Annotated in this window: 26 protein-coding genes; 13 read left to right on the top strand and 13 right to left on the bottom strand. The window is 72.9% G+C overall.

The genetic code is table 11. The annotated features are described in order from the left end of the window. Positions 1-72: 72 nt before the first annotated feature. The 5 genes from ACIOC1_RS16295 to ACIOC1_RS16315 all read left to right on the top strand — a co-directional run bounded on the left by ACIOC1_RS16295 (position 73) and on the right by ACIOC1_RS16315 (position 5,582). The gene (locus ACIOC1_RS16295; protein ID WP_401854906.1) at positions 73-1,263 is read left to right on the top strand and encodes an LLM class flavin-dependent oxidoreductase; all 1,191 of its coding nucleotides are present in this window, start codon (positions 73-75) and stop codon (positions 1,261-1,263) included. Positions 1,264-1,282: 19 nt separating this feature from the next. Beyond that, positions 1,283-2,668 carry an NtaA/DmoA family FMN-dependent monooxygenase gene (locus ACIOC1_RS16300; protein ID WP_391051185.1) on the top strand — a complete coding sequence of 462 codons (1,386 nt, stop codon included), beginning with the start codon at positions 1,283-1,285 and terminating at the stop codon, positions 2,666-2,668. Continuing rightward, entirely contained in the window at positions 2,665-3,783 is a 1,119-nt protein-coding gene (locus tag ACIOC1_RS16305; protein ID WP_401854816.1) for an LLM class flavin-dependent oxidoreductase, read from the top strand. The genes ACIOC1_RS16300 and ACIOC1_RS16305 overlap by 4 nt, the downstream gene beginning before the upstream one ends. 101 nt (positions 3,784-3,884) lie before the next feature. After that, complete coding sequence (locus ACIOC1_RS16310) at positions 3,885-5,015, top strand: LLM class flavin-dependent oxidoreductase (protein ID WP_391051181.1); 1,131 nt, start codon at positions 3,885-3,887, stop codon at positions 5,013-5,015. Positions 5,016-5,072: 57 nt separating this feature from the next. Next, entirely contained in the window at positions 5,073-5,582 is a 510-nt protein-coding gene (locus ACIOC1_RS16315; RefSeq protein WP_355335616.1) for a carbonic anhydrase, read from the top strand. 210 nt (positions 5,583-5,792) lie between these two features. Here ACIOC1_RS16315 and ACIOC1_RS16320 read toward each other — a convergent pair whose 3' ends face one another. Next, on the bottom strand, positions 5,793-6,392 hold the full coding sequence (locus ACIOC1_RS16320) for a TetR family transcriptional regulator (protein WP_391051178.1): 600 nt from the start codon (positions 6,390-6,392) through the stop codon (positions 5,793-5,795). 162 nt (positions 6,393-6,554) lie between these two features. Between ACIOC1_RS16320 and ACIOC1_RS16325 the strand changes: the two genes are divergently transcribed. Beyond that, complete coding sequence (locus ACIOC1_RS16325) at positions 6,555-7,262, top strand: SDR family oxidoreductase (protein ID WP_401719846.1); 708 nt, start codon at positions 6,555-6,557, stop codon at positions 7,260-7,262. A 42-nt stretch (positions 7,263-7,304) separates the two neighbouring features. Here ACIOC1_RS16325 and ACIOC1_RS16330 read toward each other — a convergent pair whose 3' ends face one another. Both ACIOC1_RS16330 and ACIOC1_RS16335 read right to left on the bottom strand, forming a co-directional pair. After that, entirely contained in the window at positions 7,305-7,562 is a 258-nt protein-coding gene (locus tag ACIOC1_RS16330) for a hypothetical protein (RefSeq protein ID WP_401854821.1), read from the bottom strand. A gap of 81 nt (positions 7,563-7,643) precedes the next feature. Continuing rightward, positions 7,644-9,080, bottom strand: a complete 1,437-nt coding sequence (locus ACIOC1_RS16335) for a dihydrolipoyl dehydrogenase family protein (RefSeq protein WP_401854823.1) — start codon at positions 9,078-9,080, stop codon at positions 7,644-7,646. Between the two features lie 195 nt (positions 9,081-9,275). Here ACIOC1_RS16335 and ACIOC1_RS16340 point away from each other — a divergent pair, with 195 nt between their 5' ends. From ACIOC1_RS16340 to lnt, 3 genes are all read left to right on the top strand, one after another. Then, positions 9,276-9,872: a histidine phosphatase family protein gene (locus ACIOC1_RS16340; RefSeq protein ID WP_391051170.1), complete on the top strand. Its 597-nt coding sequence runs from the start codon at positions 9,276-9,278 to the stop codon at positions 9,870-9,872. 290 nt (positions 9,873-10,162) lie between these two features. Next, a complete protein-coding gene (locus ACIOC1_RS16345) occupies positions 10,163-10,711 on the top strand; it encodes a DoxX family protein (protein ID WP_401854826.1) in 549 nt (182 codons plus the stop codon). Positions 10,712-10,983: 272 nt separating this feature from the next. Next, a complete protein-coding gene (gene lnt, locus ACIOC1_RS16350; protein WP_401854828.1) occupies positions 10,984-12,510 on the top strand; it encodes an apolipoprotein N-acyltransferase in 1,527 nt (508 codons plus the stop codon). Here the strand turns inward: lnt and ACIOC1_RS16355 are convergent. Beyond that, on the bottom strand, positions 12,482-13,402 hold the full coding sequence (locus ACIOC1_RS16355; protein WP_401854830.1) for a Gfo/Idh/MocA family protein: 921 nt from the start codon (positions 13,400-13,402) through the stop codon (positions 12,482-12,484). The two genes, lnt and ACIOC1_RS16355, sit on opposite strands and share 29 nt — an antisense overlap. A 206-nt stretch (positions 13,403-13,608) precedes the next feature. Here ACIOC1_RS16355 and ACIOC1_RS16360 point away from each other — a divergent pair, with 206 nt between their 5' ends. Further along, positions 13,609-14,097 (top strand): hypothetical protein, encoded by a 489-nt coding sequence (locus ACIOC1_RS16360; protein WP_401854832.1) that lies wholly within the window; start codon positions 13,609-13,611, stop codon positions 14,095-14,097. Between the two features lie 138 nt (positions 14,098-14,235). On the opposite strand, the gene ACIOC1_RS16365 is transcribed toward ACIOC1_RS16360, so the two are convergent. From ACIOC1_RS16365 to ACIOC1_RS16395, 7 genes are all read right to left on the bottom strand, one after another. Continuing rightward, positions 14,236-14,772: a hypothetical protein gene (locus ACIOC1_RS16365; protein WP_401854834.1), complete on the bottom strand. Its 537-nt coding sequence runs from the start codon at positions 14,770-14,772 to the stop codon at positions 14,236-14,238. A gap of 27 nt (positions 14,773-14,799) precedes the next feature. After that, the gene (ung, locus tag ACIOC1_RS16370) at positions 14,800-15,480 is read right to left on the bottom strand and encodes a uracil-DNA glycosylase (protein ID WP_355335794.1); all 681 of its coding nucleotides are present in this window, start codon (positions 15,478-15,480) and stop codon (positions 14,800-14,802) included. A 156-nt stretch (positions 15,481-15,636) separates the two neighbouring features. Further along, positions 15,637-16,602 carry an aldo/keto reductase gene (locus ACIOC1_RS16375; RefSeq protein WP_391051161.1) on the bottom strand — a complete coding sequence of 322 codons (966 nt, stop codon included), beginning with the start codon at positions 16,600-16,602 and terminating at the stop codon, positions 15,637-15,639. Between the two features lie 159 nt (positions 16,603-16,761). Then, the gene (locus ACIOC1_RS16380; RefSeq protein ID WP_401854836.1) at positions 16,762-17,520 is read right to left on the bottom strand and encodes an SDR family oxidoreductase; all 759 of its coding nucleotides are present in this window, start codon (positions 17,518-17,520) and stop codon (positions 16,762-16,764) included. Between the two features lie 58 nt (positions 17,521-17,578). Continuing rightward, positions 17,579-18,340 carry a 3-oxoacyl-ACP reductase FabG gene (fabG, locus tag ACIOC1_RS16385; RefSeq protein WP_391125570.1) on the bottom strand — a complete coding sequence of 254 codons (762 nt, stop codon included), beginning with the start codon at positions 18,338-18,340 and terminating at the stop codon, positions 17,579-17,581. A gap of 164 nt (positions 18,341-18,504) precedes the next feature. Next, entirely contained in the window at positions 18,505-18,888 is a 384-nt protein-coding gene (locus tag ACIOC1_RS16390; RefSeq protein WP_355335651.1) for a DUF3037 domain-containing protein, read from the bottom strand. Then, complete coding sequence (locus ACIOC1_RS16395) at positions 18,885-19,706, bottom strand: HipA family kinase (protein WP_401854839.1); 822 nt, start codon at positions 19,704-19,706, stop codon at positions 18,885-18,887. The genes ACIOC1_RS16390 and ACIOC1_RS16395 overlap by 4 nt, the downstream gene beginning before the upstream one ends. Before the next feature lie 30 nt (positions 19,707-19,736). Between ACIOC1_RS16395 and ACIOC1_RS16400 the strand changes: the two genes are divergently transcribed. Next, positions 19,737-21,884, top strand: a complete 2,148-nt coding sequence (locus tag ACIOC1_RS16400) for a prolyl oligopeptidase family serine peptidase (RefSeq protein ID WP_401854841.1) — start codon at positions 19,737-19,739, stop codon at positions 21,882-21,884. A 76-nt stretch (positions 21,885-21,960) separates the two neighbouring features. After that, on the top strand, positions 21,961-22,491 hold the full coding sequence (locus ACIOC1_RS16405; RefSeq protein ID WP_401854844.1) for a Rieske (2Fe-2S) protein: 531 nt from the start codon (positions 21,961-21,963) through the stop codon (positions 22,489-22,491). A gap of 176 nt (positions 22,492-22,667) precedes the next feature. On the opposite strand, the gene ACIOC1_RS16410 is transcribed toward ACIOC1_RS16405, so the two are convergent. After that, a complete protein-coding gene (locus tag ACIOC1_RS16410; RefSeq protein ID WP_401854846.1) occupies positions 22,668-23,297 on the bottom strand; it encodes an isochorismatase family protein in 630 nt (209 codons plus the stop codon). 142 nt (positions 23,298-23,439) lie between these two features. Here ACIOC1_RS16410 and ACIOC1_RS16415 point away from each other — a divergent pair, with 142 nt between their 5' ends. Further along, complete coding sequence (locus ACIOC1_RS16415) at positions 23,440-23,934, top strand: pyridoxamine 5'-phosphate oxidase family protein (RefSeq protein WP_401719819.1); 495 nt, start codon at positions 23,440-23,442, stop codon at positions 23,932-23,934. Positions 23,935-24,017: 83 nt separating this feature from the next. On the opposite strand, the gene ACIOC1_RS16420 is transcribed toward ACIOC1_RS16415, so the two are convergent. Further along, entirely contained in the window at positions 24,018-24,923 is a 906-nt protein-coding gene (locus tag ACIOC1_RS16420) for a LysR family transcriptional regulator (RefSeq protein WP_355335669.1), read from the bottom strand. Positions 24,924-24,960: the final 37 nt, after the last annotated feature.

Below are 24,960 nucleotides of genomic sequence, written 5' to 3' on the forward strand. Positions count from 1 at the left end.
TCCTCCTCCGCCTCCCCCGAGCCCGCTTCATCACCTTCGTCCGCTCCGTCGGCGTCCGCCGCCCGTCCGCCGCTGCACCTCGCGGTCGCCCTGGACGGCGCGGGCTGGCACCCGGCCGCGTGGCGGGAGCCGGACGCGCGACCCGGCGAACTGTTCGACGCCGCCTACTGGGCGGACGCCGTGACCGAAGCCGAGCGCGGCCTGCTGGACTTCGTCACCATCGAGGACTCCCTCGGGCTCCAGTCGACCGGGTACGGCGACCCCGACGAGCGCACCGACCAGGTGCGCGGCCGGCTGGACGCCGTGCTCATCGCGTCCAGGGTCGCCCCGCTGACCAGCCACATCGGTCTGGTGCCGACCCTGATCGCCACGCACACCGAGCCGTTCCACCTGTCCAAGGCCATCGCCACCCTGGACTACGTGAGCGGCGGCCGGGCCGGGCTGCGCATCCAGATCTCCGCCCGACAGCACGAGGCCGCGCACTTCGGCCGCCGCGAATTCCCGGCGTTCCGCATCGAGGAGTACGACCAGCCGCACGTCCAGGACCTGGTCACCGACCTCTTCGACGAGGCCGCGGACTACGTCGAGGTGCTGCGGCGGCTGTGGGATAGCTGGGAGGACGACGCGGAGATCCGGGACGTGGCCACCGGCCGTTTCGTGGACCGCGACAAGCTCCATTACATCGACTTCCAGGGCCGCCACTTCGGCGTCAAGGGCCCCTCGATCACACCGCGCCCGCCGCAGGGCCAGCCGCCGGTGACCGCGCTCGCGCACGCGACCGTGCCGTACCGGCTGGTGGGGCGCGCCGCGGACATCGGCTATGTGACCCCGCACGACGCGGGGCAGGCGGCGGCGATCGTCGCGGAGATCCGCGCCGAGCAGCGGGCCGCGGGCCGGGAGGCCGAACCGGTCCATGTCTTCGGCGATCTGGTGGTCTTCCTCGACAACGACCGCGCGGCGGCCGAGGCCCGCAGGGACCGGCTGGACGCGCTGCTCGACCAGCCGTACACCAGCGACGCGACCGTCTTCGCCGGGACGCCCGCCGAACTGGCCGACCTGCTGCTGGAGTGGCAGGACGCCGGGCTCACCGGTTACCGGCTGCGGCCGGCGGCGCTCGGCCACGACCTGCCCGCGATCACCCGCGGCCTGGTGCCCGAGTTGCAGGCGCGCGGCGCCTTCCGGCGCGCGTACGAGGCCGGCACGCTCCGCGGCCTGCTGGGGCTCACGCGCCCCGCGAACCGTTACGCCACCACCAGCGCCTGAGCCGGAGGATCCGACCGTCATGAGCAAGCCCCTGAAGCAGATCCATCTCGCGGCCCACTTCCCCGGCGTCAACAACACCACCGTGTGGAGCGACCCGGCCGCGGGCAGCCACATCGAGTTCAGCTCCTTCGCCCACTTCGCGCGCACCGCGGAGCGGGCCAAGTTCGACTTCCTCTTCCTCGCCGAGGGCCTGCGGCTGCGCGAACAGGGCGGCCATATCTACGACTTGGACGTCGTCGGCCGCCCGGACACCTTCACCGTGCTCGCCGCGCTGGCCGCGGTGACCGAGCGGATCGGCCTGACCGGCACGATCAACTCGACGTTCAACGAGCCGTACGAGGTGGCCCGGCAGTTCGCCAGCCTCGACCACCTGTCCGCGGGCCGCGCCGCGTGGAACGTCGTCACCTCCTGGGACGCCTTCACGGGCGAGAACTTCCGGCGCGGCGGCTTCCTTCCGCAGGACGAGCGGTACTCCAGGGCGCGGGAGTTCCTGGCCACCGCCAATGAGCTGTTCGACTCCTGGCACGGCGACGAGATCGTCGCCGACCGGGAGACCGGGACGTTCCTGCGGGACGCGCGGGCCGGGGCCTTCGTCCATAAGGGCCAGCACTTCGACATCCAGGGGCAGTTCAACGTCCCGCGCAGCCCGCAGGGCCGCCCGGTGATCTTCCAGGCGGGGGACTCGGAAGAGGGACGCGAATTCGCCGCGTCGAGCGCGGACGCGATCTTCAGCCGGTACAGCACTCTCAAGGAGGGGCGGGAGTTCTACACGGACGTCAAGGGGCGCCTGGCCCGGCACGGCCGCAGGGCGGACCAGTTGCTGATCCTGCCCGCCGCCACCTTCGTGCTCGGCGACACCGACGCCGAGGCGGAGGAGCTGTCCCGCGAGGTGCGCCGCGCGCAGGTCAGCGGTGCCACCGCGATCAAGCACCTGGAATTCGTCTGGAACCGCGACCTGTCCGGGTACGACCCGGAGGGCCCGCTGCCCGAGATCGACCCGGATCTCGGCGAGCACACCATCGCCCGCGGCCGGGCTCAAGTCCGGATGTACCGCGACCCGTTGGCGACCGCCCGCGAGTGGCGGGAGCTGGCGGCGGCCAACAAGTGGTCCATCCGTGACCTGGTCATCGAGACCGGCAACCGCCAGTCGTTCGTCGGCTCCCCCACGACGGTCGCGGAGACCATCAACTCCTTTGTGCAGGCCGACGCGAGCGACGGTTTCATCCTCGTCCCGCACATCACCCCCGGCGGTCTCGACGTCTTCGCCGACACCGTCGTACCGCTGCTCCAGGAACGCGGTGTGTTCCGTACCGAGTACGAGGGCGGCACGCTGCGGGACCACCTCGGCCTGGCCCACCCGGACGCCGGGGGCGACGCCGCGGACGTACGGGAGTCGGTGGCATGAAGTTCCTCGCCATCACGCTGATCGTGCACCGGCCCGACCCGGTCACCGGCGTCCTGAAGTCCACTCATGAGCGCTTCAGGGAAGTCCTCGACAACGCGGTGCTCGCCGAGGAGTTGGGCTTCGACGGGTTCGGGGTGGGAGAGCGGCACGAGCGGCCGTTCATCTCCTCCTCGCCGACGGTGGTGCTCAGCCATGTGGCGGCGATCACCCGGCGCATCCGGCTCTTCACCGCGGTCACCACGCTGAGCCTGCTGGACCCGGTCAGGGCGTACGAGGACTACGCGACGCTCGACCATCTCTCCGAGGGCCGCCTGGACCTGATCATCGGCAAGGGCAACGGCACGGCGCAGCGCGAGCTGTTCCACGTCACACCCGAGGACCAGTGGGACCGCAACGCCGAGAGCTACGAGGTGTTCCGGCAGATCTGGCGGCAGGACAAGGTGACCGCGCGGACCCGCTTCCGCCCCGAGCTGAAGGACGCGGAGGTCTGGCCGCGGCCGTACCAGCGGCCGATCCGGGTCTGGCACGGCAGCGCGACCAGCAAGGAGTCCGTGGACCTCGCCGCCCGCTACGGCGATCCGCTGTTCTCGGCGAATGTCACCAACCCCATCCAGCCGTATGCCGAGTTGATCCGCTACTACCGGGAGCGCTGGGAGCACTACGGGCACGATCCGGCGGACATCGCGGTGGGCGCGGGTTCCGCGGGGCTGTACGTGGCCCGCACCTCGCAGGAGGCGCTGGAGGTCTACCGGCCGATCTTCGAGAGCAATCTGGCGTTCCAGAAGGAGGTGGGCCTGCCGGTGGTCTTCGGGACGCTGGAGGACTTCGTGGAGCGCAGTTCGGCGCTGATCGGCAGCCCGCAGCAGGTGATCGAGAAAGTGCACCGCTATCACGAGGAGTTCGGGCACACCGTGCTGCATCTGCACGCGGACGCGAGCGGGCTCGGCGAGGCCGAGCACCGTACGTCGCTGGAGCGTTTCCAGTCCGAGGTCGCGCCCGTGCTCCGCGCGGAGATACCCGATCCGCCGTGGGACTGGGGGCCGGTGAACACGGCCTCTCCGCGTAAGGACACCGTCGGCGCAGGCACCATCGCAAAGGAGGGCGACGCCGCATGAGCGTTCCCGCAGCTTCCGGCTCATCGAACCCCTCACGTCCGTCGGACCCTTCGAGTTCCCCGGACCCTTCCGCCTCTTCGGCTTCCTCGAACTCGGCGTCGGTGCCGCTGTCGATTCTCGACCTGTCGCCGATCAGTTCGGGCTCCACCGCCGCGCAGGCGCTGCGCAACACCGTGGACCTGGCACAGCGCGCGGAGGCCGCCGGATACGCGCGCTACTGGCTGGCCGAGCACCATCTGACGACCGGGGTCGCCGGGGTGTCGCCCGCGCTGGTGATCCAGCTCGTGGCGGCGGCGACCGCACGAATCCGGGTGGGCGCGGGCGCGGTGCAGCTCGGGCACCGCACACCGCTGTCGGTGGTCGAGGAGTTCGGGCTGCTCGACGCGCTGTACCCGGGCCGGATCGACCTGGGCCTCGGCCGTACCGGATTCCGTAAGCCGTCCGCGTCCGGCGGCGCGCCCGCCGCTCCCCCGGCGCCGCGCCGCACCGAGGCCCGGTACACACCGGAGGGGCTGCTGATCCCCGCGCCGTACGACTTCAGCCGGCTGATCGGCTCTCCGCTGCTGACGCGCTACACGCAGCTCGTGCAGTACCCGGGGGCCGAACTGCCCGAGTACCGCGACCAGCTCGACCAGATCCTCGGGCTGCTGCGCGGGGACTACCGGACACCGGAGGGACTCGACGCGCACGCGGTGCCCGGCGAGGGCGCCGATCTCCAGGTGTGGGTGCTGGGCAGCAGCGGCGGGGCGAGCGCGCAGGCGGCGGGCGCGCTCGGCCTGCCCTTCGCGGCGAATTACCACGTGAGTCCGGCCGCCGTCCTCGAAGCGGTGGACGCGTACCGCAAGGCGTTCGTGCCCTCCGCCACGCTCGACGAGCCGCATGTGCTGGTCTCGGCCGATGTCGTGGTCGCCGAGGACGACGCCACCGCGCGGCACTTGGCGTCGCCGTACGCGCTGTGGGTGCACAGCATCCGCTCGGGTCAGGGCGCGATCCCCTTCCCGAGTCCGGAGGAGGCCGCGGTCCACTCGTGGACGGCGGACGAGCGGGCGCTGGTCGAGGACCGGGTGCGCACCCAGTTCACCGGCACACCCGAAAGTGTCGCGGACCGGCTGCGGGTGCTCCAACAGGCCACGGGCGCCGATGAGTTGCTGGTCACCACCATCACCCACGACCACCGGGACCGGGTCCGTTCCCACGAGTTGCTGGCGGACGCCTGGCGGCGGACCGCATGACCTCACCCGTATGACGTCACGCATGACGTCACCGCTCAGCGCGACCAGGAGGCTCCCATGACCGACCACCCCACCGCCACCGACGGCTATCTGGAGAACAACACGGCGTACGCGGCGGCCTTCGAGGGTCCGCTGCCGCTGCCGCCCGCCCGGCACACGGCGGTTCTGGCGTGCATGGACGCCCGGCTCAATGTGTACGGGGCGCTCGGTCTCGCCGAGGGCGACTCGCATGTGATCCGCAACGCGGGCGGGGTGGCCACCGACGACGCGATCCGTTCGCTGGCGATCAGTCAGCGGCTGCTGGGCACACGGGAGATCGTGCTGATCCACCACACCGACTGCGGCATGCTCACCTTCGGCGACGACGCCTTCCGCGAGTCGATCCGCGAGGAGACGGGCATCAAACCGCCGTGGGCGGCCGAGGCGTTCACCGATCTGGAGACCGACGTCCGCCAGTCCGCGGCCCGGATCAGGAACAGCCCGTTCATCCCGCACACCGACGCGGTGCGCGGCTTCGTGTTCGACGTGGCGAGCGGCAGGCTCGCGGAGGTGGCACTGCCCGACTAGGGCCTGTCCGGCGGATCATGGGCGGTCCCGGCGGTGCCCGGTGCTCCCCCCGGACTCCGTCCGGGGGGACCCGCTGAGCGCAACGCACCGGGATGCCCTAATAGCAGAGCTACTCGGGCAACGCGGCGGCCGTGCGTGCCAGCTGCCGAAGGGGCCGTTCGTGATCCGCCGCGCTGTCAGACCCTCCTCACCGTCAGGCCCGAGGAGCCGTCAGGCCCGAGGAGCCGTCAGGCCCGCCGCGTCCAGGACGGCGACGGCCGTGCTCAGCGCCAGGCCGTCCAGGACCTCCGCCTTGATCCCGGCGCGGGCGCTGGCGCCGTCGAAGACCAGGGTGAGCTGGCGGGCCAGCAGTGCGGGGTCGGCGGCCCCGCCGCGCGCGGCCTCGGCGCGAAAGAAGTCGGTGAGCACCTGCTTGTTGCGGCGGGCCACGACACTCGCCGGGTGCTCCGGGTCCTTCAGCTCGACCTGCGTGGCGAGGAAGGGGCAGCCGCGGTAGTCGGCCGAGGCGGCGGTCTCCTCCAGCCGCTCGAAGACGTACAGGACGCGGTCGCGCGGCGCCGCGGGCGCGCCGGGCGGCGGCAGCAGCCGGGCCTCGACGGGCGGCCCCTGCCGGTCGAGCGCGGCGGCCAGCACCTCGTCCTTGCTCGCGAAGAGCTGGTACATCGAGCGCTTGGACACCCCGGCGGCCTTGCACAGCGCGTCGATGCCGGTGCCGACGCCTTCCCGGTAGAAGAGCCCGGCCGCGGCGTCGAGCAGGCGGTCGCGCGTGCCGGACTTCTCCGTAGCGCCGGACTTCTGTGTCGTGGTCATACCCCGAGGTTACCGCTCCGGCTTGGCATCGGAAACCGATCGGTATACGGTGGTGGAAACCGATCGGTTTCCATGGTCGGCCGCATCCGTGCGGACCGCACGCGACCCCCCGGGCCGCGCGCGTACCGGCCACGGACCGCTCTCCTCCCGAAAGGCACTCCCATGCAGATCAACGGCGCCGTCGCCCTCGTCACCGGAGGCAACCGCGGCCTCGGCGAGAAGTTCGTCCAGGCCCTGCTCGACGGGGGCGCGGCCAAGGTCTACGCCGCCGCCCGCAACCCGGCCTCGGTCACCGTCCCGGGCGCCGTACCGCTCGCGCTGGATATCACCGACCCCGAGTCGGTACGGGCGGCGGCCGAGGCGGCCGGTGACGTCACCCTGCTGATCAACAACGCGGGCGCGTCGAACGGGGTGGACCTGCTCACCAGCGAGATGGACGTCGTCCGGAACGAGTTCGAGACCCACGTCTTCGGCACGCTCGCCGTCAGCCGCGCCTTCGCGCCGGTCCTGGCCCGCAACGGCGGCGGCGCGGTGCTCAACGTGCTGTCGGCCCTGTCCTGGTTCACCACGCCGGGCAGCGCCGTCTACTCGGCCGCCAAGTCCGCCGAGTGGTCCCTGACCAACGCCACCCGGCTGGCGCTGCACGGCCAGGGCACCCTCGTCACCGGCCTGCACGTCGGCTACATGGACACCGACATGGCCGCGGGCGTCGACGCCCCCAAGTCGGACCCCGCCAAGATCGCCCGCATCGCGCTCGACGGCGTCGAGGCCGGGCTGTACGAGGTGCTGGCCGACGACACCAGCCGTCAGGTCAAGGCCGGCCTCGCCGCCGACCCTTCGGCTCTCTACGCCGAACTCGCCGCGCGCTGAACGCTGAACGCTGAACGCTGAACGCTTCTGAGGATGCGTCAGTCAGCAGTGCGGGACGTGCGGCTGCCACTGGGCGGCGGAACCGGTCGTCAGATACCAGTCGTTGACGTAGCCGCTGTCGCCGTCGAAGTCGAGCATGAACCAGTAGCGGTCGCCGTGCCCGTCGGCGTCGCCGTCACCGGTCGTCCAGCAGGCGAGTTCCCTCTCCTCGCCGTTGTAATAGCGCCGCCCGGTCTGACCGGAGCCGTAGCTCGGCCCGTAGTGCGAGGCCAGATACGAGCCGGGGTCGACGGCCGTCACGGGGGCGCACCATTAGGAAGGCCCCCGTCCGCGCCGCTCCTGACAAACGTCAGGGCACATCCGCCGCGGCCATGACCGCGGTCAGCCCCGGTACTCCTCCAGCAGGCGCAGCCACACCTCACTGATCGTCGGGTACGCCGGGACCGCGTGCCACAGCCGCTCGATGGGCACCTCGCCCGCGACGGCGACCGTCGCGGAGTGCAGGAGTTCGCCGACGCCGGGGCCGACGAAGGTGACGCCGAGCAGGATGCCTCGGTCGAGGTCCACGACCATGCGGGCCTTGCCCCGGTAGCCGTCGGCGTAGAGGGAGGCGCCCGCGACCTGGCCGAGGTCGTAGTCCACGACCTTGGTCCGGTGTCCGGCGCGCTCCGCCTCGCTCGCCGTGAGGCCCACGGAGGCCGCCTCGGGGTCGGTGAAGACCACCTGCGGCACGGCGGCGTCGTCGGCGGTGGCGGCGTGCGGACCCCAGGGCGCGTCGTCGACCGGCTCGCCCTTGGCGCGGGCGGCGATCACGGCCCCGGCGATCCTGGCCTGGTACTTGCCCTGGTGGGTGAGGAGCGCGCGGTGGTTGACGTCGCCCGCCGCGTAGAGCCAGCCGTCCGGCACACCGGTGACCCGGCAGGTGACGTCCACGCCCAGCCAGTCCCCGGGGCGCAGGCCGACCGTCTCCAGCCCGAGGTCGCCGGTGCGCGGCGAGCGGCCGGTGGCGAAGAGGATCTCGTCGGCGACGACCCGCTGGCCGCCCTCCAGGCCGACCCGTACCTCGCCGTCCGCGCCGTCGCGCTCGACGATCGGCACGTTCGTACCGAAGTGCACCTCCACGCCCGCCTCGCGCAGGCCCTCGGTGACCAGTTCGCCGACGAAGGGCTCCATGCGCTCCAGCAGGCGGTCGCCGCGCACGAGCATGGTCACCCGCGAGCCGAGCGCCTGCCAGGCGGTGGCCATCTCGACGGCCACCACACCGCCGCCGACCACGACCAGGCGGCCGGGGACCTCCTTGGCGCTGGTCGCCTCACGGCTGGTCCACGGGTTGATGTCGGCGATGCCCGGCAGCTTGGGCAGCGCGGCGGAGGTGCCGGTGCAGACGGCGACGGCGTGCCGCGCGGTCAGCCGTACGGTCTCGCCCTCCGGCGTCAGCACCGCGACCTGCTTGGGACCGTCCAGGCGGCCCTGGCCGCGTACGAGATCGACGCCGACCGACTCCAGCCAGCCCACCTGGCCGTCGTCCTTCCAGTGCGAGGTGAACTCGTCTCGGCGGGCGAGGACGTCAGCGGCGTCCAGCGGTCCCGCGACCGCGCGGGCCAGCCCCGGCAGCCGGCTCGCGTCGGCGCGGGCGACCACCGGGCGCAGCAGTGCCTTGCTCGGCATGCACGCCCAGTAGGAGCACTCGCCGCCGACCAGCTCGCTCTCCACGACGACCGTGCTGAGCCCTGCGGCCTGCGTGCGGTCGGCGAGATTCTCACCGACCGGTCCGGCTCCGATGACGATCACGTCGTAGGTACGGGCAGCGTCGTTCATACCGGCTCCTGGGCTGCTGTCTGAATCACGCGGTGGTGTGCACACGTCTGTGCACACACATCTGTACTCACATGTCGGTGTTCACACATCCGGGTCACGCGCGGAGAGGGGTGGCCAGGCCGTCATCCTACTGACGGGACCGGGCGGACGTATGATCACTTCGGGGCGCCGAGGGGCGCCGCGGGAGGTGTACCGATGGGCGAACTGGTACTGATCCGTCACGGCGAGACCGAGTGGACGCTGACCGGCCAGCACACCAGCTACACCGATCTGCCCCTCACCCCGAACGGCGAGGAGCAGGCCAGAACGCTGGCTCCGATGCTGGCCAGCAGGCACATCTCCACCGTGATCACCAGCCCGATGCGGCGCGCGCGGGACACCGCGAAGCTGGCCGGGCTCGAGCGCACACGGGTCGACGCCCACCTGTGCGAGTGGGACTACGGCGGCTACGAGGGCGTCACCACCCGTGACATCCACCGCACCCGTCCCTCCTGGGATCTGTGGACCGACGGGGTCCCCGAGGGCCCCGAGGGCCATCCGGGGGAAACGGCGGAACAGGTCGGCGAGCGGGCCGACCGGGTGCTGGCCCTCGCCGACGCGGCGTTCACCAACAGCGACGGCGGCGACGTGGTGCTGGTCGCGCACGCCCACTTCCTGCGGGTGCTGACCGCCCGCAGACTGGGGCTGCCCCCGGCCGACGGCGCCCTGTTCCAGCTCGCCACCGGCACCGTCAGCCGACTCGGCCTGGAACACGGCCGCCATGTGCTGACCGCGTGGAACCGGCTGCCCTGAGCGCGCGGTGACGTCTGCGACTGCGGTGGTATCCGGACGAGCAGTGGTCTCTGTACGGGCGCCGGTGTCCGTCCGAGCGATGGCGTCCGGACGAGCGGTGGCGTCCGGACGAGCGGTGGCGTCCGGACGAGCCGCGAGGCCGGTGTCAGCCGTGTAGCCCGTGTCAGCCGTGTAGCCCGGACGGACCGCCAGGAGCGGCGGCATCCGGTGGGGTCCGCGAAGACTGGGAGCAGCCCGGCGGTCCGGAGTCGGACCGGGACCGGGGCCCGGCACCAGGAGAGGACCCGGTCATGGCACTCGCGCACCGCAAGGACATCGGACTGCTGGCGTTGCGCGCGGGGACCGGCGGGGTGCTCTTCGCGCACGGCGCGCAGAAGCTCTTCGGCTGGTTCGGCGGCGGTGGGATCGACGGCACCTCGGCGGCCATGGAGCAGATGGGCTTCAAGCCGGAGCGGGCGAGCGCCGTCGCGGCCGGGCTCGGCGAGGCGGGCGGCGGGCTGCTGCTGGCCCTGGGGATCGCCACCCCGGCCGCGGGCGCGGCGGCGGCCGGCGCCATGGCGGGCGCGGTCTCCGTCCACGCCCCCGCCGGTTTCTTCAACACGTCCGGCGGCTACGAGTACCCCGCCTTCCTCGGCTTCTGCGCCGCCGCTTTGGGTGTCACGGGACCCGGCCGCTACTCTCTGGACCATCTGACCGGCCATGTCCTGAACCGCCCGTGGGTGGTGGCCGCCGCCTTCACCGGCTCGGCAGCCGCCGCTTTCACGGCCGTACGCCGCCGCGCCGTCGGCAACGGTCCCGCGCCCGAGGATCTCGCCGTGCTGGAGGACCAGGACGGCTGAGCCGCCCGCGGACCGGTGCGGGGAACGCCGTACCGACCGGGGCAGCGGCACGCGCGGCGGCCACCGGCGGGTGCGCGGCGACGCGCGGGCGACGGCAGGGACACGGCGGCATGGGGATGGCGGCATGCGGACGACACGCCGTCGTCCGCATGCCGCCATCCGCGCAGGGTAGGCCGGAGCCAGGAACGCCGGAGCGGATTCGGCGCGGATGGCGGCGTGCGGACGGAACAGGGCGGAACAGAGCGACAGTGAACGGCGGCGAGGGAGCACGCATGACGGTGACGGCCCAGGAGCAGCGGTCACGGCTGTCCTCGCCGTGGGCGCGCGGGCTGGGCGCCGCCGCCGCCGGGGCGCTCCCGGCGCTCGCCTTCCCCGCGCCGTCGCTGTGGTGGCTGGCGTACGTGGCGCTGGTGCCGTGGATGCTGCTGGTGCGCTCCGCGGGCAGTGCGCGGCGGGCGGCGCTGGACGGCTGGCTGGGCGGCGCGGGCTTCATGCTGGCGGTGCACCACTGGCTCTTCGCGAGTCTGAACGTGTTCATCGTCGTGCTCGCCCTGCTGCTGGGCGCGCTGTGGGCGCCGTGGGGCTGGCTGGTGCGCAGGCTGCTCGGCGAGGGCACCGGGTCGCGGCGGGCCGCGGCGGCGATGGTGCTGGTGCCGTGCGGCTGGCTGATGGTGGAGCTGGTGCGCTCCTGGCAGTATCTCGGCGGCCCCTGGGGACTGCTGGGCGCCAGCCAGTGGCAGGTGCGGCCCGCGCTGCGGCTGGCCTCCGTCGGCGGGGTGTGGCTGGTCAGCCTCCTGGTGGTGCTCGTCAACACCGCGCTGACCGCGCTCGTCGCGGTGCCCGCCGTCCGAAGGCCCGCGGCGACCGCACTGGCCACGGCCGCCGTGCTGACCGGCATGGTGTGGCTGTGGGCACCGCACCCGCAGCAGTCCGGCGCCGTGCGGGTCGCGGTCGTCCAGCCGGGCGTCGTCGTGGGCCCCGAGGCCCGGATCGAGCGGCAGGTGGCGCTCACCCGCGGCCTGGTGGGTAACCACCCGGATCTCGTGGTCTGGGGCGAGAGCAGCGTCGGCTTCGACCTCACCTCGCGGCCCCAGTTGGCGGAGGAGCTGGCGGCCCTCTCCCAGCAGGTCGGCGCCGACATCCTGGTCAATGTGGACGCGGAGCGCGCGGACGGCACCGGCATCTCCAAGACGTCGGTGCTGATCGGCCCGGACGGCGTCACCGGACCCACGTACGACAAGATGCGGCTGGTGCCGTTCGGCGAGTACATCCCCTTCCGGTCGCTGCTCGGCTGGGCCACCTCGGTCGGCAAGGCCGCGGGTGAGGACCGGCAGCGCGGCGACCACCAGGTCGTGATGGACACCGGGACGGTACGGATCGGGCCGCTGATCTGCTTCGAGTCCGCCTTCGCCGACATGAGCCGCAATCTCGCGGACAAGGGCGCCCAGGTGCTGGTGGCGCAGTCGTCCACGTCGTCGTTCCAGGGGTCGTGGGCGCCCGCGCAGCACGCCTCGCTCGCGGCACTGCGGGCTGCGGAGAGCTGGCGGCCGATGGTGCACGCGACCCTGACCGGGATCAGCGCCGTCTACGACGCGAACGGCCAACCGGTCGGGCAGCGGATCAGCGAGAGCAGCAGTACGGCGCGGGTCTACGCGGTGCCGCTGGCCACCGGCCGCAGCCCGTACGACCGGTTCGGCGACTGGGTGCCGCGTCTGGCGCTGCTGCTGGTCGTGCTGGCCGCCGCCTACGAGATCCGGCGCGTGGTGCTGGTCAGGCGGTCAGCTCCCGGACCTCGGTGACGACCCGCTCGCACAGTTCGTGGGTGCGCAGCGCGTCCTGGGCGTCGAGGTGCTTGCCCGCGCGGACGGCGTCGAGGAAGGCCAGGGTGATCTGCTCGATGCCGCGCTGCCGGGCCACCGGCACCCAGTCGCCCCGGCGGCGTACCGTCGGCTGGCCCTTGTGGTCGATGACCTCGGCGAGATTCAGCACCTGGCGGCGGGTGTCGTCACCGCTGACGTCCAGGCTCTCCTCGGTGGACCCGCTCATCCGGTTCATGGAGCCGATCGCGGTGAAGCCGTCACCCGACAGGTGCAGCACGATGTGGTGGACGAGGCCGGCACGGACCTTGGCGGAGACGTGGACGTCCCGGACGGTGCCGGGGGCCAGGAAGCGCAAGGTGTCGACGACGTGGATGAAGTCGTCGAAGATCATCCCGCGGGCCTCTTCGGGGAGGCCGACGCGGTTCTTCTGCATGAGGATCAGGTCGCGCGGGTGGTCGAGACACTGCGCGTAGGCGGGCGCGTAACGGCGGTTGAAGCCCGCCATGAGCGGGACGCCGCGCTCCTCGGCGAGGGCCACCAGTTGCCGTGCGCCGTCCAGATCGCGGGCGAGCGGCTTGTCGACGTAGACGGGGACGCCCGCTTCGATCAGCCGTCCGGCGATCTCGACGTGGAGGTCGGTGGGCGCGTGCACGAAGGCGGCGTCGAGGCCCTGGCCGAGCAGCGTGTCCAGTGAGGTGTGGCGGTGCGGCAGCCGGTAGGCGTCGCCGATCCGGTCGAGGGTCGCCGGGGTGCGGGTCTGGAGGTGCAGTTCGAGGTCCGGCTGCGAGGCGAGGACCGGCAGATACGCCTTCTGCGCGATGTCACCGAGCCCGATCACGCCGATCTTCCGTGGGGCGCTGCCGGATGCCATGCGCTGCTCCTGTCGTTCCTTCTCGCGGTGTCCCCGCAGCATACGGGGACGGTTCGGGAACGCTTCCGGGGCCTTCGGGCAGCGGGAGTACGGCGCGGCCCCGCGACGGAACGGCCCCGGACGGGTGAGCGCGCGGTACGCCCCGCCCGGCCGCTCACCCCTGCGGGGCATACCCGGCTCCGCCATGTTTCGGCACAGTTGTCGGAATGCGCCGCCTACCCGTGGTCGTGTTCCTGGTGGCGGCCTCCGCCGCGGCCGGGTGCACCACCGTCTCCGCTCCCCCGGCCCCCGTCCCCGTCCCCGCTCCCGTGCCCGGCAGGGCCGCGCCGCGGGTGGCGGCGCCGGACGGCGGGCCGCTGGTGCCGCGGCCCGACCATGTGCTGCTGGAGACGGCCGAGCCGGATCCGGCCCCTTCCAGGACGCCCTCGCCCGAACCGGAGCGCGGTGCCGGTGAGTCGGGCGGCCGACCGGGCACGGGCCCGTACTCCGCGGGTCAAGGGCCGCGGCCTGGCTCTGAGCCGCGGCACCGGCCGGTGCCGCGCTCCCGCTCGGTGCCGCCGCCGACGTCCCTCCCGCGCGGACCGGCAGCGGCGCTGCCCGGCGCCGCCGACGTCTGCGCGCTGGGCGAGACCTACGGCGGCTGGGCGAAGGACGGGGACGCGGCCCGGATCTGCCGTCAGTCCTACGGCCGGTGAGCCGGGCCGGACGGACGGCACGGCTCGCGTCGGCTGACGGCTGACGGCCGAAGGCCGAAGGCCGAAGGGTGACGGGGGGCCGCTGACCCCTGACCCCTGCCCCCTCACGGCTCACGGCTCACGGCTCACGGCTCACGGCTACGGAAGCTGGTCGGAGCCCAGCAGCCGCAACTCCATCCGGGCCACGGCGGCCCGCACCCCGTCCCCGTACGCGTCGTCGGCGAGCGCGTCGCACGCCTTGCGGGCCAGGCCGAGGTGGCTGCGGGCCAGCCGGTCCTCGTCCACCTTCGCGTAGGAGGCGGCGAGATTGAGGTGGAGCGAGGGGTAGAAGCCGCGGATCTGCGCGGCGCCGGTGGAGCGACCGGGGCTGTCAGGGCCGCCGGGGCTGCCGGGGCCCCCGCGGGGCTCGGTGCCGCCGCGCGCCGTGACGGCGTCGGCGGCCCGCAACGCCCGCAGGTCCCAGGCCAGTTCGTCCTCGGGGTCGTCCTGCGTGTCGGCCATGTAGTGCGCCAGCGTGCAGCGGTGCAGGGGGTCGCCCCGCTCCCCGATCTCGTCCCACAGCGCGCCGAACCGGGTTCTGGCCTCCTCCCGGTCCCCGGCGTGCAGCAGCATCACGACCTGTCCGATCCTGGTCATGATCGCGTCCGGTCCACCCGGCTCGTCCCGTCGCTCCACCCGAGCCTCCTCGCCTCACCCACGAAGCTAACTCGCGGACGCCCCGAGATCGGGGATGCGCCAGTCGATCGGGGTGTGCCCCTGGTCGGCGACGGCCTTGTCGATCTGGGTGAAGGGGCGGCTGCCCATGAAGAGCTTCGCCGACAGCGGCGAGGGGTGCGCGCCCTGGACGACGGCGTGCCGCTCGGTGTCGATCAGCGGCAGCTTCTTCTTCGCGTAGTTCCCCCACAGGACGAAGACGGCCGGGTCGGGGCGGGCCGCCACGGCCTTGATGACCGCGTCGGTGAACTTCTCCCAGCCCTTGCCCTTGTGCGAGTTGGCCTCGCCCTCGCGGACCGTCAGCACCGCGTTGAGCAGCAGGACACCTTGATCGGCCCACGGCATCAGATAGCCGTTGTCCGGAATGGGGTGGCCCAGCTCCTCCTTCATCTCCTTGAAGATGTTCCGCAGCGAGGGCGGCGTCTTCACGCCGGGCCGCACCGAGAAGCACAGCCCGTGCCCCTGTCCCGCGCCGTGGTACGGGTCCTGACCGAGGATCAGCACCTTGACGCGGTCGAACGGCGTCGCCTCCAGCGCCGCGAAGACCTCGTCGCGCGGCGGGAAGATCCGGTGCTCCTCCCGCTCGGCCTCGACGAATTCGGTGAGTTGCTGGAAGTACGGCTTGTCCAACTCCTCGCCGAGAACGGTCTCCCAGGAGTCGGGCAGCATGCTGGGCACGTCAGGAACCTCCGGCAATCGATCCGTTTGCTACTGCCCCAGAACGTACCGCCACCCACTGACATCGCCGCATCCCCGGCCAACTCACCGGCCGGCCCGCCGATCAGCTCGCCGATCGGCGTCGGCGGCCTCACCCGCCCGCCGTGCTCAGACGGCGTCCAGCCGGGCCCGCAGCTCCGGGTCCAGGTCCAACTCCACGGCGCCCAGAGCCTCTTCGAGCTGCGCGAGGCTGCTCACCCCGACCACGGGAACCACCGGCAGCGCGCCGCCCATCTGCCAGGCCAGGACGACCTGGTTGGGCGTCGCGCCCGCCTCGGCCGCGACCTCCCGCAGCACTTCGAGCCTGCGGTGCGACAGGGGGTGGTCGTACTGCGCGAGCAGTTCCTTGTCGGTGCGGGTGTACGCGCCGCTCATCAACGGCCCGTACGCCATCAGCGTCATGTCGTCGTTCGAGGCGACCAGGTCCTGCATGTCGTCGCGGGCATACCACTGCGCGCCCCACTCGCCGCCCGGCACGGGCCACAGGTAGGTGTAGCGCTGCTGCACGCACGTGTAACCGGGCAGCCCGTGGTCGGCGGCGTACTGCCGGGCCGCGCCGACGCGCCAGGCGGCGTGGTTGCTGCATCCCAGGACGCGGGTGCTGCCGCCGCGCACGACGTCCGCGAATGCCTGGACGGTCTCGGCCATCGGCACGTCGCGGTCCTCGACGTGCGCGTAGTACACGTCGACGTGGTCGGTGCCCAGCCGCCGCAGGCTGCCCTCGATCCCGGCCTCGATCGCCTTGGCCGACAGCCCTTCCCAGGCGTCGGGCCACACGGCGGTCGATCCGACGGGCGGCCGGGCCCCGACCTTGGTGGCGACGACGGTACGGTCCCGGGCGCCGCGGCTGTGCAGCCAGCGGCCGAGCAGCAGTTCGCTCTCGTCGCCGGTGCCGCCGGGGGCCCAGACCGAGTAGTTGTTGGCGGTGTCGACGTAGGTGCCGCCCGCCTCGGCGAAGCGGTCCAGGATCGCGAAGGACGTGGCTTCGTCCACGGTCGTGCCGAACGGCAGGATGCCCAGGCACAGGGCGCTGACCTCGGGCCCCGCGCCTCCTGCGAGTGTGCGGTAACGCATGTGCGGTCTCCGTAATCCGTAACGTGGGAAGTCCTCGGCGGGCGACCGTCGCGGTCACCCACACGAGGACTGTGCACGTTGGAGTACGGACGAAGGCAAGCCCGCGCGTCCGGGCCGCGTTCGTACGGGCCGACTCGCGGACCCCTCGGACGGCCGCCGCTACGCGACCCCCGCCTGGAGGAAGAGCCCGCCGTCGAGGACGAGATTCTGCCCGGTGATCCAGCTCGCCTGGTCGGAGAGCAGGAAGGCGGCGGCGCCGCCGATGTCCTCGGGCAGACCGAGCCGCTTGAGCGGGTACGCGGCCGCGGCCTCCGCCTCCCGGCCCTCGTACAGCGCGGCGGCGAATTTCGTCTTCACCACGGCGGGCGCGACGGAGTTGACCCGGACGCCGGGCGCCATCTCCGCGGCGAGCTGCACCGTGAGGTTGATCATCGCGGCCTTGCTGATGCCGTAGGCGCCGATGAGCGGCGAGGGGGCGAGGCCCGCGACGGAGGCGACGTTCACGATCGCGCCGCCGTTCTCCTTCTGCCACGCCTTCCACGTCTGCTGGGCGAAGCCGAGCGCGGAGATGACGTTGGTCTCGTACACCTTGCGGGCGACGCCGAGGTCGAGGTCGGCGAGCAGCCCGTAGACCGGGTTGGTGCCCGCGTTGTTGGCGAGGTAGTCGACGCGGCCGAACGCCTCCATGGTGCGTTCCACGGCGACGGCCTGGTGCGCCTCGTCGTGGGCCTTGCCCGCGACGCCGATGGCGCGGTCGGCGCCGAGCTTCTCGACGGCTTCCAAGAGCGCGTCCTCGTTGCGCCCGGTGATGCACACCCGGTCGCCGCGGGCGACGAGGGCTTCGGCGATGCCGTAGCCGATGCCCCGGCTGGCGCCGGTGACGAGGGCGACGCGCCCGCTGTCGGGGGGCTGGGTCATGGTCTGGGGCCTCCGGCCTGTCGGTTGTGGGGGTGTCACTCGGTCGGCGCGGCGCGCGTCAGTCGAGCGGGCCACCGGCCACGTACAGGACCTGGCCGGACACGAAGCCGGCCTGCTCGCCGGTGAAGAAGGCGATGGCGTTCGCGACGTCGTCGGGGACGCCGACCCGCTGGACCGGGATCTGGGTGGCGGCGGCGGCCTTGAAGTCGTCGAAGCCCATGCCGACGCGCGCGGCGGTGGCGGCGGTCATGTCGGTGGCGATGAAGCCGGGCGCGACGGCGTTGGCGGTGACGCCGAACTTGCCGAGTTCGAAGGCGAGGGTCTTGGTGAAGCCCTGGAGACCGGCCTTGGCGGCCGAGTAGTTGACCTGGCCGCGGTTGCCGAGCGCGGAGGACGAGGAGAGGTTGACGACGCGGCCGAACGCGGCGTCCACCATGTGCTTCTGGACGGCGCGGGTCATCAGGAAGGCGCCGCGCAGGTGCACGTTCATGACCGTGTCCCAGTCGGACGCGCTCATCTTGAACAGCAGATTGTCGCGGAGCACGCCCGCGTTGTTCACCAGGATCGTCGGCGCGCCCAGCTCCTGGACCACCTTGGCGACGGCCGCCTCGACCTGCGCCTCGTCGGACACGTCGGCGCCGACCGCGATGGCCTTGCCGCCCGCCGCGGTGATCGTCTCGACGGTGTCCTTGCAGGCGCTCTCGTCGAGGTCGAGTACGGCGACGGCGCGGCCCTCGGCGGCCAGGCGCACCGCGGTGGCGGCGCCGATTCCGCGCGCGGCACCGGTGACGATCGCGACGCGCTGCTCGGTGGTGGACATCTGATCTCCTCAGCCCTGTGGTGCGGCGCCGTCCGTGCCCGGCCCGCGCCTGGCACATGAGCGACCGCTTAGTAGGTCCCGTTGCCGAAACCGTAGGAGCGCCGTGACCCTGTGTCAACGCCACCACGGCCGATGTGGCTCAGGGCACGGCTGTGCGAGATGGCTCAGCGCACCAACAGCTCCAGCAGCCGGTCCGCCTCCCGGCCCGCGTCCGCGGTGAGACCGGTGTGGATCGGGCCCGGCTGCACGATGGTGCTGCGCGGCGCGGTGAGCCAGCGGAAACGGCGTCCGGGGTCGTCCCCCGCCGCCTGTCCCGCCCGCTCGCCGCCCTCGCAGATGTCCTCGTAGCCGCGCAGCGCCACCCGCACGCCGAGCACGTCCACCTCCGCGTCCAGGCAGCGCAGCCTGGCCTCGTCCAGGTGCACACGGGCCCCGACGAAGCCCTGCGCGCGGCAGTACACCAGCACGCCCGCGTTGATCATCTCGCCGCGCTCGATCCGCGGCACCACGCGCACCAGCGCGTACTCGAAGACGTCCCGGCCGGTCACTGGGCGTTCTTCCCCTCGACCCAGGTCCGCAGCCACTCCGGCGGCGGCTGTTTCTCCTCCTGCCGGAGCGCGAGCGTGGTCCGCAGGTGTACGTCCCCGGCGCGGGCCAGCAGCAGCTCGCGGTAGGCGCGGCGTACGTCGTCGGGCGAGTCGAACCCCGGCTCGTCGGTCAGCCACTCGTCGGGGACCAGCGCGGTCACCTCGGCGAGCAGCGCGTCGGTGACGAGTGGCCCCAACTCGGCCGCCGCCGCGGCCGGATCGGGCGAGAAGCGGGACAGCGCGTGGTCGGCGGCGTTGTACGGCTTGTCGGAAGCGGCGCGCGCCGTACGCCAGTTGTGGTGCCAGATCAGTGAGGCGCCGTGGTCGATGAGCCACAAGTCCCGGTGCCAGACCAGCATGTTAGGATTCCGCCACGATCTGTCGACGTTGCCGATGAGCGCGTCGAACCAGACGATGCGGCTCGCCTCCGCGGTGTCCACGGGGAAGACCAGTGGATCGAAGCCGAGAGATCCGGGCAGGAAGTCCATTCCGAGATTGAGCCCGCCGCTCGCCTTCAGCAGATCCTGGATCTCCTGGTCGGGCTCGCCGGGCGCGATGGCCGGATCGAAGTGGAAGCGCACCAGCTCCGGCACCCGCAGCCCCAGCCGCCTGGCCAGCTCGCCCGCGATTACCTCGGCGATCAGCGCCTTGCGGCCCTGGGCCGCGCCGGTGAACTTCACGACGTACGTACCGAGATCGTCGGCCTCGACGACACCGGGCACCGAGCCGCCCTCGCGCAGCGGCGTCACATAGCGGATGCCCGTCACTTCTCTCAACATCGCTCCAGGCTAATGGGCCAGAGTCCCCTCATGGACACCGATAACCCGGCACCTGACCTCGCGCGTGACCCGGCGCGCGCCCCGCTCCGTACCCCTTCCGGCGACCTGCCCCGCCAACTCGCCCGCACCCAGCGCTTCTCGCTCGGTGTGCCCCGCTCCTTCACCCTCTCCCCCGACGGCGGGAGGCTGCTCTTCCTGCGCACCCGCGGCGGCGAGGACCGTACGAGCTGTCTGTGGCTGCTCGCGGACGGCGAGGAGCGGCTGCTGGTCGATCCGGACGCGCTCGGCGCCGCGCCGGGCGAGGTGCCGGAGGCGGAGCTGGTCAGGCGCGAGCGGACCAGGGAACGCAGTGGCGGCATCGTCGCGTACGCCACCGACGCCGCCGCGCGCACCGTCGTCTTCGCGCTGGACGGCGCCTTGTGGACGGTGCGGACCGACGGCGGCGCGGCGCGCCCGGTCGCCACCGCCGGGCCCGTGGTCGACCCTCGGCCGGACCCGGCCGGGCGGCGCGTGGCGTATGTGACGGAGGGCGCGCTGCGGGTGGCGGACCTCGACGGCGGCGCCGATCTGCTGCTCGCCGCGCCGGAGACCGCGGACGTGACGTACGGGCTCGCCGAGCACGTGGCGGCGGAGGAGATGCACCGGTACCGCGGCCACTGGTGGTCACCCGACGGCGGCGCGCTCCTGACCGCCCGCGTCGACACCGCCCGCGTCCGACGCTGGTGGATCTCCGACCCGGCCGATCCCGCCAAGCCGCCGCGCGCGGTGCCCTACCCGACGGCGGGCACGGCCAACGCCGATGTCTCGCTGCACGTGCTGGGCCTGGACGGGAGGCGCACCGAGGTCCGCTGGGACCGCGCGGCGTACGAATATCTGACGAGCGCGGACTGGGACGCGCACGGCCCGCTGCTGGCGGTCCAGAGCCGGGACCAGCGGACGGTACGGGTGCTCGCCGCCGACCCCGGCAGCGGCGGGACGCGGCTGCTGCACGAACAGCGCGACCCGGCGTGGGTGCAACTGATCCCCGGCACGCCCGCCAGGACCGCGTCCGGCGCGCTGGTGCACACCGCGGACACCGGCGGGTCCCGGCGGCTGACGGTCGGCGGCGAGCCGGTGACGCCGGACGGTCTGCACGTCCGCGAAGTCCTCGGCGCGGCGGGCGAGTCGGTGCTCTTCACCGCCTGCGACGAGCCGACCGAGGAGCACCTGTGGTCGTACGACCGCGAGCACGGCCTCGTACGGCTCAGCTCCGGTCCCGGCGTGCACACCGGCCTGCGCGCGGGCGGCACGCTGCTGCTCGACTCCCGCACCGAGCGCGGCCACCGCACGACGCTGCTGCGCGACGGCGGTCAGGAGACCGCGGTCGGCTGCCTGGCAGCGGAGCCCGTCCTGACCCCGCGCGTGACCTGGCTGCGGGCCGGTGAGCGGGAGATCCGTACGGCGCTGCTGCTGCCGTCCTGGTACGAGCCGGGCGGCGGGCCGCTGCCGGTGCTGGTCGCCTCCTACGGCGGGCCCGCGATGCGGCTGGTGACGCGCGGCGGGGGCTGGTCGATGTACGAGGCGCAGTGGTTCGCCGAGGAGGGCTTCGCGGTGGTCGTCGCGGACGGGCGCGGCACACCCGCGCGCGGCCCGGCCTGGGAGAAGACCGTGCGCGGCGACTCGCTCAGCGCGCCGATCGAGGACCAGGTCACGGCGCTGCGCGCGGCGGCCGAGCACTGCCCCGACCTCGACCTCGGGCGGGTCGGGATCCGCGGCTGGTCGTACGGCGGCACGCTGGCCACCGCGGCGGTGATCCGCCGGCCCGAGGTCTTCCACGCGGCGGTCAGCGGCGCGGCGCCGAGCGACCAGCGGCTGTACGACACGCACTGGCGGGAGCGCTTCCTCGGCCACCCGGACGAGGAGCCCGCCGCGTACGACTGCTCGTCGCCGATCGGCGAGGCCGCGGACCTGCGGCGCCCGCTGCTGCTGGTGCACGGCATGGCGGACGACAACGTGGTGGTGGCGCACACGCTGCGGATGTCGGCGGCCCTGCTCGCGGCGCACCGCCCGCACCAGGTGCTGCCGCTGTCGAACGTCACGCACTCGCCGACGGACGAGACGGTGGTGGAGGGACTCCTGAGGCACCAGGTGAACTTCTTGCGTGCGGCGTTGAACGTTCCGGAGCGGACGCCCGTATGAGACAGCACGCGTGACACCACGCTGCCGGGCGGTGTCCCTCCGCCGCCCGGCCCCACGAACGGACAGGACGCACCTCATGGCAGAGACCCCCCGATTCTCCGTGCCTCCCACGCGTCGCGGCTTCGTAGCGGCGGCGGGCGGCGTGGGACTCGCCGCGGCCTTGGCCGCCTGCGGCAGCTCGGACGGCTCGTCGAACGCCGCCTCCGACTCCGCGTCGCCGTCGGACGCCGGGGCGCCGACGACCTCGGCCGGCGCGGACCCCACCACGTCGGACGCGGGCACGGCGCCCACCTCGTCCGCGGCCTCCGGTGGCGGCGGCACCGCGCTCGGCAAGACCTCGGACGTCCCGGTCGGCGGCGGGAAGATCTACGCCGACCAGAAGGTGGTCGTCACCCAGCCGACCGCCGGGCAGTACAAGGCGTTCTCCTCGACCTGCACCCACTCGGGCTGCCAGGTCGGCAGCGTGTCCGACGGCACGATCAACTGCCCTTGCCACGGCAGCAAGTTCCACGTGGCCGACGGCAGCGTCGCCAGCGGCCCGGCGACGAGGCCGCTGCCTTCGGAGAACGTGACGGTGTCGGGTGACCAGGTGATGCTCGGTAGCTGATCGGTCCGGACGTACGACTTACGGGCTTACGGGTCTACGGGTCTTCGGGCTTACGGGCTTACGTCGTCGGCTGCGGTGCCGGGCGCGGCGGGTGGGTGCCGCGTCCGGCGCCGGGCGGCGACCGGAATCCGAGGCGGCCAACGACGCTTCGGGGCAACGGTGTTGTGGCGCTCGCGTCACCGCTTCCAGACGGCCAGGATGTCGTCGGTCGTGGTCACCGTGGCGACCAGCGACAGGCTGTGCCGGACGACGGCCGCCGCGTAGTCGGCGGGGACTCCGGCGACGGCGTCGGCGGGCAGCACGACGTCGTAGCCGAGGTTGACGGCGTCGAAGACCGCGTTGGGGATCGCGATGTTGAGCGAGACCCCGGTGACGATCAGGGTCCGGCAGCCGAGGTTGCGCAGCAGCGCGTCGACGTCGGTGCCCGCGATCGGCGAGAGGCCGTGCAGCCGGGTGACCGTCAGGTCGGTGTCGGCGACCGGGATCTCCTCGGTGAGCCGTACGGCGTCGGTGCCGTCGAGCTGCTTGACCGGCAGCCGGTCGGCGGCGCGGAACAGCCGGGCGTTGCGGTTGGCGCCGCGTCCGTCCGGGCGGCGGATCGCGACGGCGTGCAGGACGGCGGCGCCCGCGGCGTGCGCGCCCGCGACCAGGCGGCCGACGCGGTCCAGCACGCCCGAGTCGCGTGCCGCGGCGGCCAGTTCGGGCAACGCGCTGTCGCTCCCGACCACACCGCGCTGGCACTCGACGGTCAGCAGCGCGGTGGTCGCGGGCCGCAGCAGTGCGGCGAGGCGGTCGGCGGAGGTCATGGCGCGCACCATAATTGACGGTCTGTCAGATCGGAAGGGATCGGGGGCTGGCCCCTCGCGGTCCGGTGCCGGATGATTCCGGCGGAGGACCTGACATGGGATCAGCTCCTCGTCAGCCATGGGCGATGCGCACGGAGGTGCCATGACCGCCACCCAGCGTCGGGGCCGCAGGATCATGATGAGCGCGGCGGAGATCGACGTCTTCCTCGCCGGGCACCGCACCTGCCGGGTCGCGACCGTCTCGCCGGACGGCCGTCCGCACGCGGGCGCCCTGTGGTTCGCCTGGGACGGCACCTCGCTCTGGCTCTACTCCCTGGTCCGCAGCCGCCGTTGGGCCGACCTGCGGCGCGACCCGCGGATCGCCGTGGTCGTGGACGACGGCGAGGACTACGGCGAGCTGCGCGGCGTCGAGCTGTCTGGCTCGGTCGACTTCGTCGGCGAGGCCCCCCGTACCGGCGTGCCGCACCCCGAACTCGACACACCGGAACGCCTTTTCTCCGAGCGGAATTTCGGCCTGCCCGCGATGCCGCACGACGGACGGCACGCGTGGCTGCGGCTGACACCGGAGCGGGTCGTCTCGTGGGACTTCACGAAGATGGCCGCCGCGGCGGCCAGGCCGGAGCCGGGGCGCTCCTGAATCCGCCGGCCGGCGCGAGCCTCACCGTCCGACCGGATTCCGGAGGCCACTGCGGGCCGGGCTCCGTACCGCTTCGCCGGGGGTCAGTCGCCCACGCGTCCCGCCGAACGGCGCAGGGCCTCGACCGCCACGCGGATGGCGGGGCGGCGGTCCGCGTCCTCGCGCCAGACGGCGTAGACATGGCGGCGCATGGTGTGCTGGACGGGGGCGATGCGGACGCCCCCGGGCATCGGGTCGCGGCCGAGGCGGGGCATGACGGCGACGCCGAGACCGGCGGCGACGAGCGCGAGCACGGTGGCGTGCTCCTCAGCGTGGTGCGCGATCCGCGGTTCGATGCCCTTGCCGCGCAGGGTGAACAGCAGCCATTCGTTGCAGAAGCCGCCGTCGGGCCAGGCGATCCAGTCCTCGTCGATCAGTTCGTCCAGCTCGATCTGGTCGCAGCCCTCCAGCCGGTGCCCCACGGGCAGCGCGATGTCGGCGATGTCGTCGACGAGGGGCGCCTTGGCGAGGCCGCCGGGCAGCGACAGCGGCTTGTTGTACCAGTCGAGGACGACCGCGAGGTCGATGTCGCCGCGTGCCAGCCGGGCCAGCGACTCCTGCGGCTCCAGCTCGTGCACGACGGTCCTGAGCTGCGGGTGCTCGCGCCGCAGCGCGTTGAGGGCGTCGGGGAACAGGCCCCGGACGGCGGTGGGGAAGGCGCCGGCCCGCAGTTCGCCGACGGCGGCGCCCCGGTGCGCCTCCAGGTCGGCGTGCGCCAGCTCGACCAGGGACAGTATCCGGTCGGCGTGCCCGGACAGCAGCCGTCCCGCGTCGGTCAGCCGTACCCCGCGGCCGTTCTTCGTGAGCAGGGACTGGCCGGTCTCCCGCTCCAGCTTCGCCATCTGCTGCGACACGGCCGAGGTCGTCACACTCAGCACGTCCGCCGCGGCGGACACCGAGCCGTAGGTGTCGATGGCGTGCAGGACGCGCAGGCGCTCCAGACTCAACATGTTAGTAATCCTACGTCGTCCGTGTACAAATTCTCGC

The organism is Streptomyces sp. NPDC088197 (assembly GCF_044741185.1).
Classification (GTDB): domain Bacteria; phylum Actinomycetota; class Actinomycetes; order Streptomycetales; family Streptomycetaceae; genus Actinacidiphila.

Bases quoted from the DNA above. Each gene is read 5' to 3' on its own strand.
- ACIOC1_RS16300 (WP_391051185.1), top strand. From the start codon at position 1,283: ATGAGCAAGCCCCTGAAGCAGATCCATCTCGCGGCCCACTTCCCCGGC.
- ACIOC1_RS16305 (WP_401854816.1), top strand. From the start codon at position 2,665: ATGAAGTTCCTCGCCATCACGCTGATCGTGCACCGGCCCGACCCGGTC.
- ACIOC1_RS16315 (WP_355335616.1), top strand. From the start codon at position 5,073: ATGACCGACCACCCCACCGCCACCGACGGCTATCTGGAGAACAACACG.
- ACIOC1_RS16320 (WP_391051178.1), bottom strand. From the start codon at position 6,392: ATGACCACGACACAGAAGTCCGGCGCTACGGAGAAGTCCGGCACGCGC.
- ACIOC1_RS16325 (WP_401719846.1), top strand. From the start codon at position 6,555: ATGCAGATCAACGGCGCCGTCGCCCTCGTCACCGGAGGCAACCGCGGC.
- ACIOC1_RS16335 (WP_401854823.1), bottom strand. From the start codon at position 9,080: ATGAACGACGCTGCCCGTACCTACGACGTGATCGTCATCGGAGCCGGA.
- ACIOC1_RS16340 (WP_391051170.1), top strand. From the start codon at position 9,276: ATGGGCGAACTGGTACTGATCCGTCACGGCGAGACCGAGTGGACGCTG.
- ACIOC1_RS16345 (WP_401854826.1), top strand. From the start codon at position 10,163: ATGGCACTCGCGCACCGCAAGGACATCGGACTGCTGGCGTTGCGCGCG.
- lnt (WP_401854828.1), top strand. From the start codon at position 10,984: ATGACGGTGACGGCCCAGGAGCAGCGGTCACGGCTGTCCTCGCCGTGG.
- ACIOC1_RS16355 (WP_401854830.1), bottom strand. From the start codon at position 13,402: ATGGCATCCGGCAGCGCCCCACGGAAGATCGGCGTGATCGGGCTCGGT.
- ACIOC1_RS16360 (WP_401854832.1), top strand. From the start codon at position 13,609: ATGCGCCGCCTACCCGTGGTCGTGTTCCTGGTGGCGGCCTCCGCCGCG.
- ung (WP_355335794.1), bottom strand. From the start codon at position 15,480: ATGCTGCCCGACTCCTGGGAGACCGTTCTCGGCGAGGAGTTGGACAAG.
- ACIOC1_RS16375 (WP_391051161.1), bottom strand. From the start codon at position 16,602: ATGCGTTACCGCACACTCGCAGGAGGCGCGGGGCCCGAGGTCAGCGCC.
- ACIOC1_RS16380 (WP_401854836.1), bottom strand. From the start codon at position 17,520: ATGACCCAGCCCCCCGACAGCGGGCGCGTCGCCCTCGTCACCGGCGCC.
- fabG (WP_391125570.1), bottom strand. From the start codon at position 18,340: ATGTCCACCACCGAGCAGCGCGTCGCGATCGTCACCGGTGCCGCGCGC.
- ACIOC1_RS16395 (WP_401854839.1), bottom strand. From the start codon at position 19,706: ATGTTGAGAGAAGTGACGGGCATCCGCTATGTGACGCCGCTGCGCGAG.
- ACIOC1_RS16400 (WP_401854841.1), top strand. From the start codon at position 19,737: ATGGACACCGATAACCCGGCACCTGACCTCGCGCGTGACCCGGCGCGC.
- ACIOC1_RS16405 (WP_401854844.1), top strand. From the start codon at position 21,961: ATGGCAGAGACCCCCCGATTCTCCGTGCCTCCCACGCGTCGCGGCTTC.
- ACIOC1_RS16410 (WP_401854846.1), bottom strand. From the start codon at position 23,297: ATGACCTCCGCCGACCGCCTCGCCGCACTGCTGCGGCCCGCGACCACC.
- ACIOC1_RS16415 (WP_401719819.1), top strand. From the start codon at position 23,440: ATGACCGCCACCCAGCGTCGGGGCCGCAGGATCATGATGAGCGCGGCG.
- ACIOC1_RS16420 (WP_355335669.1), bottom strand. From the start codon at position 24,923: ATGTTGAGTCTGGAGCGCCTGCGCGTCCTGCACGCCATCGACACCTAC.